Annotated in this window: 11 protein-coding genes; 5 read left to right on the top strand and 6 right to left on the bottom strand. The window is 70.1% G+C overall.

Annotated features, from left to right (window positions below; translation table 11 throughout):
* Positions 1-5 precede the first annotated feature (5 nt).
* From E2F46_RS13305 to E2F46_RS13285, 5 genes are all read left to right on the top strand, one after another.
* Positions 6-239 (top strand): hypothetical protein, encoded by a 234-nt coding sequence (locus tag E2F46_RS13305; protein ID WP_133322848.1) that lies wholly within the window; start codon positions 6-8, stop codon positions 237-239.
* On the top strand, positions 236-1,021 hold the full coding sequence (locus tag E2F46_RS13300; RefSeq protein WP_133322846.1) for a 4Fe-4S dicluster domain-containing protein: 786 nt from the start codon (positions 236-238) through the stop codon (positions 1,019-1,021). Before E2F46_RS13305 ends, E2F46_RS13300 begins: the two co-directional genes overlap by 4 nt.
* 75 nt (positions 1,022-1,096) lie before the next feature.
* Positions 1,097-2,056, top strand: a complete 960-nt coding sequence (locus E2F46_RS13295; RefSeq protein WP_133322844.1) for a dimethyl sulfoxide reductase anchor subunit family protein — start codon at positions 1,097-1,099, stop codon at positions 2,054-2,056.
* Between the two features lie 90 nt (positions 2,057-2,146).
* A complete protein-coding gene (locus E2F46_RS13290; protein ID WP_165967471.1) occupies positions 2,147-2,830 on the top strand; it encodes a DUF481 domain-containing protein in 684 nt (227 codons plus the stop codon).
* Between the two features lie 291 nt (positions 2,831-3,121).
* The gene (locus E2F46_RS13285) at positions 3,122-3,664 is read left to right on the top strand and encodes a DUF481 domain-containing protein (protein ID WP_243720434.1); all 543 of its coding nucleotides are present in this window, start codon (positions 3,122-3,124) and stop codon (positions 3,662-3,664) included.
* A 94-nt stretch (positions 3,665-3,758) separates the two neighbouring features.
* On the opposite strand, the gene hemC is transcribed toward E2F46_RS13285, so the two are convergent.
* The 6 genes from hemC to E2F46_RS13255 all read right to left on the bottom strand — a co-directional run bounded on the left by hemC (position 3,759) and on the right by E2F46_RS13255 (position 12,493).
* Positions 3,759-4,679: a hydroxymethylbilane synthase gene (hemC, locus tag E2F46_RS13280; RefSeq protein ID WP_133322840.1), complete on the bottom strand. Its 921-nt coding sequence runs from the start codon at positions 4,677-4,679 to the stop codon at positions 3,759-3,761.
* 45 nt (positions 4,680-4,724) lie between these two features.
* Positions 4,725-5,453: a LytR/AlgR family response regulator transcription factor gene (locus E2F46_RS13275; RefSeq protein WP_133322838.1), complete on the bottom strand. Its 729-nt coding sequence runs from the start codon at positions 5,451-5,453 to the stop codon at positions 4,725-4,727.
* A gap of 76 nt (positions 5,454-5,529) precedes the next feature.
* A complete protein-coding gene (locus E2F46_RS13270) occupies positions 5,530-6,204 on the bottom strand; it encodes an alpha/beta hydrolase (protein ID WP_133322836.1) in 675 nt (224 codons plus the stop codon).
* A 165-nt stretch (positions 6,205-6,369) separates the two neighbouring features.
* On the bottom strand, positions 6,370-9,159 hold the full coding sequence (gene glnE / locus E2F46_RS13265) for a bifunctional [glutamate--ammonia ligase]-adenylyl-L-tyrosine phosphorylase/[glutamate--ammonia-ligase] adenylyltransferase (RefSeq protein WP_133322834.1): 2,790 nt from the start codon (positions 9,157-9,159) through the stop codon (positions 6,370-6,372).
* 549 nt (positions 9,160-9,708) lie between these two features.
* Positions 9,709-11,322, bottom strand: a complete 1,614-nt coding sequence (locus tag E2F46_RS13260) for a phytoene desaturase family protein (RefSeq protein WP_207949584.1) — start codon at positions 11,320-11,322, stop codon at positions 9,709-9,711.
* Positions 11,323-11,407: 85 nt separating this feature from the next.
* Entirely contained in the window at positions 11,408-12,493 is a 1,086-nt protein-coding gene (locus E2F46_RS13255) for a UDP-N-acetylglucosamine--N-acetylmuramyl-(pentapeptide) pyrophosphoryl-undecaprenol N-acetylglucosamine transferase (RefSeq protein WP_133322832.1), read from the bottom strand.
* Between the last annotated feature and the right edge of the window lie 102 nt (positions 12,494-12,595).

Raw genomic sequence — 12,595 nt, 5'->3', positions numbered from 1 at the left:
TCGGCATGAATACGCTGATGACCGTGCTGCGCATCCTGATGCTGGGCGGCGGCCTGGCCGGCATGGCGGTATCGGCCTGGGCGTTCATCGATCCCTCTGCGTTCCCGGCGCTGGGCGAAGCGCGCGGCATGCTGACGGCACCGCCCTCGCCGCGCTGGCGCGCCGCGTTCGTGTTCCTGCTGTCGTGCGCCATGGCGGCCTGGGGCGCGGGCCTGCTGCGGCATCGCGAGCTGCCATGACCGCGCTGCCGCCGCCGTCGAAGAAGAAGCTGGGCCTGGTGATCGACCTCGACACCTGCGTCGGCTGCCATGCCTGCGCCACCAGTTGCAAGGAATGGAACGCCGGCGGCATCGCCGGTCCGCTGACCGACGAACAGCCTTACGGCAAGCAGCCGTCGGGCGTGTGGTTCAACCGCGTGCACAGCTACGAGGTGGCGGCGGAGCGCCCCCAACCGCCTACGGCAGGCGCAGGGGAAGCGCCACAGCTGCAACCGGCGATGACACTGCACTTCCCGCGCAGTTGCCTGCACTGCGAAACCCCCGCCTGCGTCACCGTCTGTCCCACCGGCGCCAGCTACAAGCGTGCCGAGGACGGCATCGTGCTGGTGGACGAGGACAAGTGCATCGGCTGCAAGCTGTGTTCGTGGGCCTGTCCGTACGGCGCGCGCGAGTACTCCGAAGTGGAAGGCGTGATGAAGAAATGCACGCTGTGCGTGGATCGCATCCACAACGAGCGCCTCGATCCCGTCGACCGCGTGCCCGCCTGCGTGCAGGCGTGCCCGACCAAGGCGCGGCACTTCGGCGACCTCGGCGACCCCGATTCGGACGTGTCCAAGCTGGTGGCCGCGCGCGAAGGCGTGGCGCTGATGCCGGAGCTGGGGTACCAGCCGGTCAATCGCTACCTGCCGCCGCGCCCGCGACGCACGGGCGGGGATGCCATTCCGGACAGCGCCGCACAATCGGCGCCGGCGGATGCGCCGGGCCTGGTGTCGCGGTGGCTGCAGCGCGTGTTGAGTCGCTGACATGCACCACGACTTCCGCCGACCTTCCACGCGCGCGCCCACGCCCTGCCTGCGGGCGCTGCAGTCGAGACCGTCGTGAACCCGGCACTTTCCGTCATCTTCTTCACCACCCTGTCCGGCGCCGGTTTCGGCCTGTTGCTGTGGCTGGGCCTGTCGATCGCCCTGCTGCATGCCAACGCCGGCGCCATGCAATCACTGCACGCATTGCAGGCCTGGGCACTGCTGCTCGGGTGGGTGCTCGCGGTGGCGGGGCTGTTGAGTTCGCTCGGCCACCTCGGCAAGCCGGGCCGTGCATGGCGGGCGCTGTCGCAGTGGCGCACCTCGTGGCTGTCGCGCGAAGGCGTGCTGGCGCTGGCGACGATGCTGCCGGCGGTGGCGATCGGCGTGCTCTTGCTGTGGGTCGAACCCGGCGCCGACCGCGCGATGCTGCTGGGCGTTTCGGGCCTGCTGCTCGCCCTGCTGTCGCTGGCCACCGTGGCCTGCACCGCGATGATCTACGCGTCGCTGCCGCCGATCCCCGCCTGGCGCCATCCGCTGGTGTTGCCGGTGTACCTGCTGTTCGCCATGCTCTCTGGGCTTGCCCTGCTGTTCGCGCTGATGGCCGTGCTGCTGCCGGTGGCCGGCGACGCCCGGATGATGCTGGGCACCATCGCCGTACTGGGCCTGCTGGTGGCCGTGGCGAAGTGGCTGTACTGGCGCGGCATCGATGGCGAACCCGTGCCGGCCACCCGCGGTGCCGCCGTCGGCCTGCCGGGACGGGAAGTATCCGTGTTCGAGCGCCCGCATACCGAGCAGAACTACATCACCCGCGAGATGGCCTTCGTCGTGGCACGACGGCACGCCGACCGCCTGCGCTGGCTGGCGACCGCGCTGCTGGTCGCCGGTCCGGCACTGGCGCTGCTGCTGGCGTCGCTGGGCATCGGTCCGGCGACAGCGTGGCTATGGTTCACGGCATTCGCGGTGCTGGCCGGCAGCGTGGTCGAGCGCTGGTTGTTCTTCGCGCAGGCCCGGCACCTGGTGACCCTGTACTACTGACCGCCGGCTAAAGCCCCATTCAGGCGATGGCTGCCGGCTTCGCTGCAGTGCGGCATAATGGGTCGGCAACCGGTTCCATCGGGGAAATCCATGTTCGCGTCCTGGTGGCTGGCAGTCGCGGGATTGCCGGTCTTCCTGCACCCATTGCCCGAAGCGCCCGACCGCCCCGCCGCGGTCGCGCTGGCGGCTGGGCAGGTGTCGCTGCGGCTGCCCTGCTACCGCCTGGTCTGCGCGGATGCCGAGTGGATGCGACCCACCGCACGCGGCCCGATCCAACCGACCTCGGCGCCGGGCAGCTACCAGCGCATCGCCCCCGCCAGCCTGCCGCAGCTGTCTTCGCGCCGGGTGATCGGCCTGCGTTCGCCAGCCACGCGCCGCGACTGGTTCTACAACACCGGCCGCAACGACCGGATCGCCACCACCTACGGCTACGAAGCCGTGCGCAGTCCCGATGCGCGCGTGCAGATCGAGGTGGGTACCGGTTACCGCATCCAGCCCTACGTGGATTACGGCACTGCGGCCGAAGGCCCGATCGCGCGCGGCAGCGTGCTGTACACCCAGCGCTTCGGCAACCGTGCCTTCCTGCAGCAACGCACCCACGTCGAAACCGGCCGCGCCAACACATTCGTCCGCCAGACCATCGGCTTCGACCTGCACCTGGTGCCGCAGTGGTCGCTGCGCAGCGATTTCGAACTGCGCCACAACACCGCCGGCAACGGCGGCAACGGCATCACCAACACCGAAGGCTCGATGAGCCTGCGCTACGTGTTCTGAGCCGGGACCATCCCGGCTGCCACGGCCGCACGCTCGGCCTTTTTTGCCGAGCCGTTGCTTGCTGCCACCAGACAGCAGTTTCCATGCGTCATCCCGCGACCACGATCCTGTCTACCGCCATCCTCGCTGCCGTCGCCTCACCACTGGCATACGCGCAGGATGCCGCGCCTGGCCCGAGGGCTGGGCCGGCACCGGCGAGCTCGGGTTCGCCCTGTCGCGTGGCGACGCACGCTCGGAAAACCTCAACGCACGCACGAGTGGCACGCCGCTGCACTGCGCGCGAAGGGCGAAGTGCCCGGCGACTTCGATGGCGACGGCGTGCCGGAGACGCGCTACGCCCTCAATGCCAACCGTTGCGAACCGGGCGCATCGAGTGCGTACAAGTTCGATGCCCGCAGCTTCGTGGTCAGCAGCACGCGCTACGAGGGCGACGACTTCTCGCCCTACGACTACCAGGCCGCGCTGGCGATCGGCTACGGCCGCAGACTGGTGGATCGCGAGCGCACCACGCTCCCGGCCGAAATCGGGCCCGGCTTCCGCCGCGCCCGTGAAGCCGACACCGGCGAGACCGAAAGCGGCGTGATCGTCCGCGCCAGGGCCGTGCTCGGCCACCAGCTCACCGCGAACACGGCACTGGTCGACACGCTGCTGGCGGAGTCAGGCAGCGACAACACCTTCGCGCAGAACGACCTTGGCATGGCCGTGGCGATGAACGAGGCCTTCGCACTCAAGGCGGGTCTGCAAGCGCGCTACAACAGCGATGCCGACACGACTGCCGGCATCCGTCGCACCGACACGCTGACCACGCTCGACCTGGTCTACACCTTCCGCTGAGCCCGCGAAGGGCCGCAAGCAAGCGCCGGGACGACGGCAGATTCCTCACCAGTCCCATCGCCATGCGGCATCCATTCCCGTCACCATGCCGCGGTCATTCCGCCACCGATCCCAGCAGTTCCCCTGCGCCCGACTGCAGCAGCGCGTGCGCGACAGACTCACCCAATGCCACCGCAGAAAGTGCATCGCCTTCGGCTTCTGCGCGCACCAGGCGGCCATCGCCTGCCGATCCGACCAACCCCTGCAGGTGCAGGCGCATGCCTTCGAGTCGCGCCAGCGCCGCCACCGGCACGTGACAGCTGCCATGCAATGCGCGGTTCATCGCACGCTCGGCCTCGACGCAGGTGCGCGTGGGCGCATCATCGAGGACCGACAGCAGGCCCTGCGCTTCGACGTCGCCATCGCGGCATTCGATGGCGATCGCACCCTGCGCCGGCGCGGGCAGCCACTGCGGCGCATCCAGCCGCGCACGGATGCGCGACTGCAGGCCCAGCCGTTCCAGTCCCGCGCACGCCAGCACGATGGCGTCGTAATCGCCGGCATCGAGCTTGGCCAGGCGCGTGTTGACGTTGCCGCGCAGGTCGCGCAGCACCAGGTCCGGCCGCCGCGCGCGCAACTGCGCCTGGCGGCGCAGCGACGAAGTGCCCACGCACGCGCCTTCGGGCAGGCCGTCGATGCCGTCGAAACGATGGCTGATGAAGGCATCGGCATGGTCGGCGCGTGCGAGGATCGCGGCCAGCGCGAAGCCCGGCTCCAGCTCCATCGGCACGTCCTTGAGCGAATGCACCGCGCAGTCGGCCTCGCCTCGCTGCATCGCCACTTCCAGTTCCTTGAGGAACAGGCCCTTGCCGCCGATCGCGGCCAGCGAGCGATCCAGCACCTCGTCGCCTCGGGTGGACAACGGCACCAGTTCGACCCGCAGACCGGGGTACGCCGCGCGCAGCCGCGCTGCGACGTGCTCGGTCTGCCAGAGGGCGAGCGGGCTCTTGCGGGTGGCGATGCGCAGGCGTTCCATGCGCGCATTATCGCCTCTCGCCGGACGCCATGCCCGGCGCGGCACCTACAGCCGGCGGATCGTATCCCGCAGCTGCGCCACGCTGCGCCGGCTCACTTCCAGCGGCTTGTCGCCGTGGCGCAGGATGGCATGCACGTGGCCGTCGGGATCGCGCTTGAGTTCCACCAGTTCGTGGCGCGCGACCAGGCAATTGCGATGGATGCGCACGAAGCGGTCGCCGAACTCGTCCTCCAGCGACTTCAGCGATTCCTCGATCAGGTCCTCGCCGCGGGCGTGGTGCACCACCACGTACTTTTCCTCGGCCTGCAGGTAACGCACGTCGTCGATCGGGATCAGGCGCAGGTTGCCGCGCAGGCGGGCACACAGGTGGGTGCGCTTGCGCCCGCCCCCGGGCGGCTGGGTGCGTTCGCGCCCGGCGGCGAAGGTGCGCACGCGCTCGAGCGCGGCGGCCAGGCGCTCCGGGCGCACCGGCTTGACTAGATAGTCCACCGCCGCGGCCTCGAACGCCGACAGCGCATGCTGGTCGTAGGCGGTGCAGAACACCACCGCCGGCTGCGGATCGAACGCCGACAGGTGCCGCGCAGTCTCCATGCCGTCGATGCCCGGCATCGCGATGTCCAGCAATACCAGGTCCGGGTCGTGCTCGGCGCAAGCGCGCAGCGCGGCATGGCCATCGCCCGCCTCCGCCACCACCTCGGCCCCGGCTTCGTCGGCCAGTAGCGACCGCAGTCGCTCGCGCGCCAGCGGCTCGTCGTCGGCGATAACGATCTTCATGCGCGGGGCGACTCCAGCGAAGCGTCGGGCTGGCCCGGATGGTAGCGCCCGCGCGTCACGCCGGCCACACGCCGTCTCAGCCCGCCGTGAACCGTTGCGACAACCAATCGCCCAGCGCGGCGACCTCTTCGGCGCAGACCGAATGCGGCATCGGGTAGCGATGGAACGCGACCTCGAACCCCAGCCGCTGCAGCAGCGCCGCGCTCTGTTCCCCCGCCGCAAGCGGCACCACCGGGTCCTGGCTGCCATGCGCCATGAACACCGGCTGCGCGGTGGCACCGTCCGCCAGTGCAGCCGCGGCCGACTGCGCGGCAGGCAGGTAGGTGGACAGGCCGACCAGGCCGGCCAGCGGTTCCGTGCGGCGCAGGCCGGCGGCGAGTGCGATCGCGCCGCCCTGCGAGAAGCCGGCCAGCACGATGCGCGATGCGGGAACGCCTCGCGCCTGTTCGCGAGCGATGAGGGCCTCGACCTGCGCCACCGATTCCATCACGCCCTGTTCGTCGGCGCGGTTGGCCAGGTCGAAGTCGCGGATGTCGTACCACGCGCGCATGCGCATGCCGTTGTTGATCGTCACCGCGCGCACCGGCGCATGCGGGAACACGAAGCGGATCGCGGGCCAGTCGCGGCGCACCAGTTCGGGCACGATCGGCGCGAAGTCGTTGCCGTCCGCGCCCAGGCCATGCAACCACAGCACGCTCCATCGGGGGGCGGCGCCGGTCTCGTGTTCGATGGCTTCAAGCAGGTCGGTCATGCAGGTCCTTCGTTCTGCGCGCTACGCGCGATGGGGTGTTGGGCGACGACGTCCAGTGCGGGTCCGGCACGACGGTGTTTTCGCAGGATCGTGGGCAGTGTCGGCAAACCCATCGTCATTTTCCAGTCTCTCCGGCACGCGCACGTGGCCACGGCGTCGCCACGCTCATGCCGAAGCCAGCCATCGCTGCCATTGCGCGGCGATCACCGCGCGCGCCGCATCCACGGCGGCGTCGCGCGCGACCCGGCGCCGGCGGCGGTCCAGCGTGCACGACAACCCCAGCGACAGCAACGCGGCGTGCGCCTCGAGCAAGGCAGCGCCCTCGGCAGCTTCGAGCAGCCGTGCCTCCACCACCGCCTCGACCAGCAATGGCGTTGCACGCGGCACCAGCAGAGGCGGATGGTCGTGTGCGTGGCGCAGCACCAGGAACTGCAGCAGGAACTCCAGGTCGACCAAGCCGCCTTCGCCCTGCTTCAGGTCGAAATTCGCCGCATCGCCGCGGTCGAGTTCCGCACGCATCTTCGTGCGCATGCCGGTGACGTCGGTGCGCAGCGCGACGGCCCCACGCGCACGACCCAGCGTGTCGCGGCGCACGCGCTCGAAGTCTTCGCGCAGCGTTGCGTCGCCCGCCACCGCACGCGCGCGTACCAGCGCCTGGTGTTCCCAGGTCCAGGCACGCTCGCGCTGGTATTCGGCATAACTGGCCATCGACGACACCAGCAGGCCCTTGCCGCCATCCGGTCGCAGGCGCACGTCCACGTCGTAGAGGCGGCCACCGCCGGTCACCGTGCCCAGCAGCGACACCACCTTCTGCGCCAGCCGTGCGAACCAGCGCTGTGCGTCCAGCGGGCGCGCACCGTCGGATTGCGCCTCGGTGGGCGCGTCATACAGGAACACCAGGTCGAGATCCGAACCGAAGCCAAGTTCCTCGCCACCCAGGCTGCCATAGCCGACCGCTACGAAGCTGGCATCCGGCACGCGGCCATGTGCGCCCTGCATCTCCCGTTCGGCCAGCACCAGCACTTGTCCCACGACGGCATCGGCCAGCCACGCCAGTTGCCGCGTCGCCGTTTGCGCCGGCTGTCGCCCGTCCAGCGTGGCCAGCGCGATGCGGAAGCTGAGCTGCTGGCGGATCTCGTTCAGGGCGTACAGCGAGGCCTCGGTATCGTCGGCGCGGACCACGGCCGCGCACGCACGTGCGAACAGCGCGCGATCGGGCAACGGGCCCTCGATGCGCGCGTCCAGCAATTCGTCCAGCAACAGCGGATGCGCCGCCAGCCGCTCGGCAAGGAAGGCGCTGCGCGTGACCACGTCGACCAGGCGCGACAGCGCGGCCGGCTCCTCGTCGAGCAGGGCGAGATAACTGGCGCGGCGCAGGATGTTGTGCAACAGCGCCAGCAAACGGCGGATCGCGAGCAAGGGTTGCAGGGCCGGGGCGCTGGCCAGCAGCAGCACCGGCATCACGCGATCGAGCCGTGCACGCGAGGCATCGGACAGCTCGCGCACGCTGGGAGAACGCGCGAAGTCACGCAGCGCGGCATCGACGGCCTCCGCCTCGCCGAAGCCTGCGCTCGCCAGCGTCGCCGCTTCGCCGCCCTTCGGCAAGGCGCGCCAGTAGGCCGACAGGTCGTTGCCGCCACCGGCTTCGGCCGCGTGCCCGCGCTGCGACAGCAGGGCATTGAACTCGCGCGAGACCCGCCCGCGCTGCGGCTGCAGCGCCGCCTCCAGATCTGCCCAGGTTGCCTGGCCCAGGCCTTGCGCCAGGCGTGCGCGGTCCAGTGGCGCCGTCGGCAGCGCATGGGTCTGCGCATCGCGCAGCATCTGCAGCCGGTTCTCGACGCGACGCAGGCAACGGTAGGCCTCCGCCAACGCGGCTTCGGTCTCGTCCGGCACGTGGCCGGCATCGCGCAGCGCGCGCAACGCCGGCAACAGTCGGCGTTCGCGCAGCGCCGGTTCGCGCCCGCCGCGGATCAGCTGCAGCGATTGCGCGAGGAACTCCACTTCGCGAATGCCGCCCGGCCCGCGCTTGATGTCGTCGGCCAGCTCCTTGCGCGCGACTTCGGCGGCGATCATCGCCTTCATCGCACGCAGGCCGTCGAGCGCGCCGTAGTCGAGGTAACGGCGATAGACGAACGGACGCAGCATCGCCAGCAGCCGCTCGCCCGCATCGAGGTCGCCCGCCACCGGGCGCGCCTTTTGCCAGGCATAGCGCTCCCAGTCGCGGCCCTCGTGCTGGAAGTACTGTTCCATCGCCGCGAAGCCGAGCGCCACCCGCCCGGCGTTGCCGAACGGGCGCAGGCGCAGGTCGACGCGGTGGCAAAAGCCGTCGGCGGTGGTTTCGTCCAGCAGCTTCGCCAGCTGCTGTCCCAGCCGGGAGAAGTAGTCCTCGGCCGCCGGCGACCGCGGGCCATCGCTGTCGCCCGCGTGCTCGAAGGCATAGACCAGGTCGATGTCGGAGCTGAAGTTCAGTTCGCCGCCGCCCAGCTTGCCCATGCCGAACACCACCAGCCGCACCGGTTGGCCGGCGTTGTCGCGGACCACGCCGTGATTGCGGGCGAACACATCCTCCAGCGCCTCGAGCGCGATGCGCAGGCAGTCCTCGGCCAGGCGCGTCGTACCGGCCAACGTGTCGTCCACGTCGTCGAGCCCCAGCACGTCACGCCAGACCAGGCGCGCCGATTCCGCGCGACGATGGCGACGCAGCAACGCGGGCCAGTCGTCGCGCGCATCGGCGGCCAGGTCCGGGGGAGCGAAGGGTACGGCGCCATCGTCCCGGGCCAACGCCTCCAGCAGATCAGGCCGCGCGACCAGCACATCGGTGGCGAAGTCGCTGGCGATGGCGATGCGGCGCAGCTTTCCGCGCAGCACGTCGTCGTTGCGGATCGCATCCGGGAATCGCGCCAGCGCGCGGGCGGCCAGGGCGTCGAGTTCGCGGGCGATGTCGGCGTGTTCCATGCGGGGATTGTGGCATCGCTGCCGGCAACGACCGCTCGCCATACCGGAACGCAGGCGTAGAAACAGCGCGTCAATCCCGGTGGCGCCAGGGTGCCTGCCGGGGCCATGCCAAGTCGCGGCCCGATATCCGCTTGGTCGGCATGGCCCCGGCAGGCACCCACACCTTTCCTGCGGGCTGGACGGAAAACAAGGCACAAACAGCGCCGTTCGCCTTCTTGCCGAACTCGCGATGGTGTCCGCGCAGGTCCGATGCCACCGCAACCAAGCCCGCTTCTGGACACGATGCGGGCCGCGACTTGCGCTGGCGTCGGACCCGCGCCGCTCCTGATCGGCGCCCTTCCCGACCGGAAGAAAAATCCGCGGGCGTAAAAAAGCCCGCTTGCAGTTGCCTGCCAGCGGGCTTTGCTCCCTCCCCCACGTCGGGTGCAGGCGCATCGTGAAGGAACCGTTACTCCCCTTGCACGCTGCACTGCAAAACGATACCCGCGGGTTCAATAAGCGGGAAATTTGGGAAACCGTTTCCACCCCGGCGGGCAGCCGGGGCGATGCTCAACCCGGCAGTCGTCGGCCCAGGTCCTTCAGGATTTCACGTGCGGCATTGCGCCCGGGCAACCCGGTCACGCCGCCGCCGGGGTGGCTGCCCGACCCACAGAGGTACAGCCCGCGCAGTGCGCCGCGATAGCTGCCCTGCCCCAGCAGCGGGCGTGCCGAGAACATCTGGTCGAGGCCGAGCGCCCCATGGAAGATGTCGCCACCCACCAGCCCGAACCGGCGCTCCAGGTCCAGCGGCGACAGGGCCTCATGGCCCAGCACGCTGCGCGCGAAATTCGGTGCGACCGCATCGACGGTGTCGATCATCAGCTTCGCGACCGTGTCGCGATGCGCATCCCAGCCGCCATCGACCTCGGGATGCACGTGCTGGCAGAACAGGCTCGCGACGTGCTGGCCGGGTGGCGCGAGGGTGTCGTCGAGCGTCGACGAGATCACGAGCTCGACGATGGGCCTGCGTGACCAGCCGGCGTTGTGCGCCTTCGACTTGGCGTCGAAGTAGGCGTTCTCGAAATAGTGCAGCGAGTGCCCGACCAGGATGCCGCTCTGGTGGTGCGGCTGCAGCTGCGTGCCCGGCGCGGCACTGAAATCCGGCAGTTCCGACAGCGCCACGTTCATGCGGAACGTACCCGAGCCGTTGCGATGGCGTGCGATGCGTTCGCGGGTGTCGTCATCGAGGTGCGTGGGTGCGACCAGCTTCGTGTACAGCAGTTTCGGATTGAGGTTGGACGTCACCACGGGCGCGCGGAATTCGCGGCCGTCTTCCAGCGCCACGCCCACCGCCTTGCCGTCGGCCACCAGCACCTGCGCCACCGCGGCATCGGTTTCGATGCGCACGCCGCGCGACTCGCACTCGGCACGCATCGCCTGCGTGATCGCGCCCATGCCGCCGATGGCATGGCCCCAGACGCCGGGCTTGCCGTTGGTCTCGCCGAACACGTGGTGCAGCAGCACGTAGGCACTGCCCGCCGTGTACGGGCTTGCGAAATTGCCGACCACCGAATCCCATCCCAGCGCCGCCTTCAACGGCTCGCCTTCGAACCAGTGGTCGAGCAGTTCGCCCGCGGACCTGGTGAACAGGTCCAGCAGGTCGCGGCGGCCACGCATGTCGAGGTGCCTGAGCTGTTTCGCGACGGCGTACGAGGCGAGCCAATCGGCGAATACGAAGCGGTCGCTGATGTTCGGCGGCGTACGGTCCATCAGCACGCGCAGCACCTGCACCACGCGGTCGAGCATCCCGTAGTACTGCGGCAGGCGTTCGGCATCGCGCGTCGACCAGCGCGCGACTTCGGCCTGGCCGTGCGTGCCACCGAGCCGGAACGCATCGCCATCGGGCAGCGGCAGGAAATTCGAGTACGGCCGCTCGACCACGCGCAGGCCATGTTCGGCCAGCCGCAATTCCCGGATCACGCGCGGATTGAGCAGGCTGACGGTGTAGCTGGCGACCGAGTTGCGGAAGCCCGGGTGGAATTCCTCCGTCACCGCGGCGCCGCCCACCAGCGCGCGACGTTCCAGCACCGTCACCTTCAGGCCAGCGCCGGCGAGGTAAGCCGCGCAGACCAGGCCGTTGTGGCCGCCGCCGATGACGAGGACGTCAGCGTCGTTGCGCATCATCGGTGCATCGTTCCCTGGCGTCGGCGCGGCATGGGGTCATTGTAGGAGTGCGCGATGCCAATGAACGCGTCGGTGCCGCGCCTGGTTACAGCAGGCGTTCGACCGCATCGGCCAGCCGCGATGCCGCATCCGGTCGTCCCAGTGCCGCCGCAGCCCGCGCTGCGTCCGGCAACCGCGTCGGCGAGGTGAAGGCCTGCCGCAGCAGCGCGGCCAGCGCGTCCGGCGTGAGGTCCGCTTCGGGGACATGCCAGCCCACGCCCGCCTGCGCCAGGGTCTCGGCATTGCGCTTCTGTTCCTCGCGTGCGCCGCCGTGCGGCAGCGGCACGAAGATCGCGGGCCGACCGATGGTCAGCAGGTCGGCGGCGGTGGTGGCGCCCGCACGGGTCACCACCAGGTGCGCATCGCGCAGGCGCTGGCCCATGTCGTCGAAGAACGGTTGCACCCGCGCATCCACACCCGCGTCGTGCAGCTGCCGCGCGATGGCGTCGGCATCGTCTCCCTTGTACTGCAACGACACCTGCAGGCGCTGGCGGATTCCGGCCGGCAGGGCGAGCAGCGCAGGCGGCACGACGCGGCCGAACACCGCCGCACTCTGGCTGCCGCCCACCACCAGCAGTCGCAGCGGCAGGTCGTCGCCGAAGGCGGGGTAGTCGCCGCGTGCGGCCAGGATGGACTGGCGCACGGGATTGCCGGTCTCGACGATCCGGCCCGTATCGAAGCCATCCGCGCCGGCCACCTGCGGGAACGACGTCGCCAGGCCATCGGCGAAGCGCAGCAACTGCCGGTTCGCCTTGCTCAGGTGCGTCGCCTGCTCGTGCAGCAGCAGCGGCAGGCCCAGCGATTTCGCCGCCAGCGCCGGCGCGAAGCTGGGATAGCCGCCGAAGCCCACTACCGCCGTGACCTTGCGCCGCTTCATGTCCGAACGCGAGGCCAGCAGGCCGCGCAGGATGGTCAACACGGCCCGCACCTTCGCCGCCACGCCGCCTTCCAGCGAGCTGGCAGGCAACACCACGTGGGCGATGCCGGCAAGCGCCTGCGTGTACTGCGCGCCACGGCGTTCGGTATGGATCACCACGTCATGGCCGCGCGCCATCAGCTCGCGCGCAAGGGCTTCGGCAGGGAACAGGTGGCCGCCGGTGCCGCCGGCGGCGAGGGCGATGACGTGCTTCAAACCGAGCGCCTGTGCGAGAAGTAGCGGCGATTATGGACGATGGCGTGCGGGTGCAGCGCGTGGCGACGATACGCTTCGGCCATGCCCGCGCAGGCTGGCATC

The organism is Luteimonas aestuarii, assembly GCF_004357985.1.
In the GTDB taxonomy this organism is placed as follows: Bacteria; Pseudomonadota; Gammaproteobacteria; order Xanthomonadales; family Xanthomonadaceae; genus Luteimonas; species Luteimonas aestuarii.
Note: the sequence above shows the minus strand (reverse complement) of the source record. Positions and strands in the feature narration are given on the sequence as shown.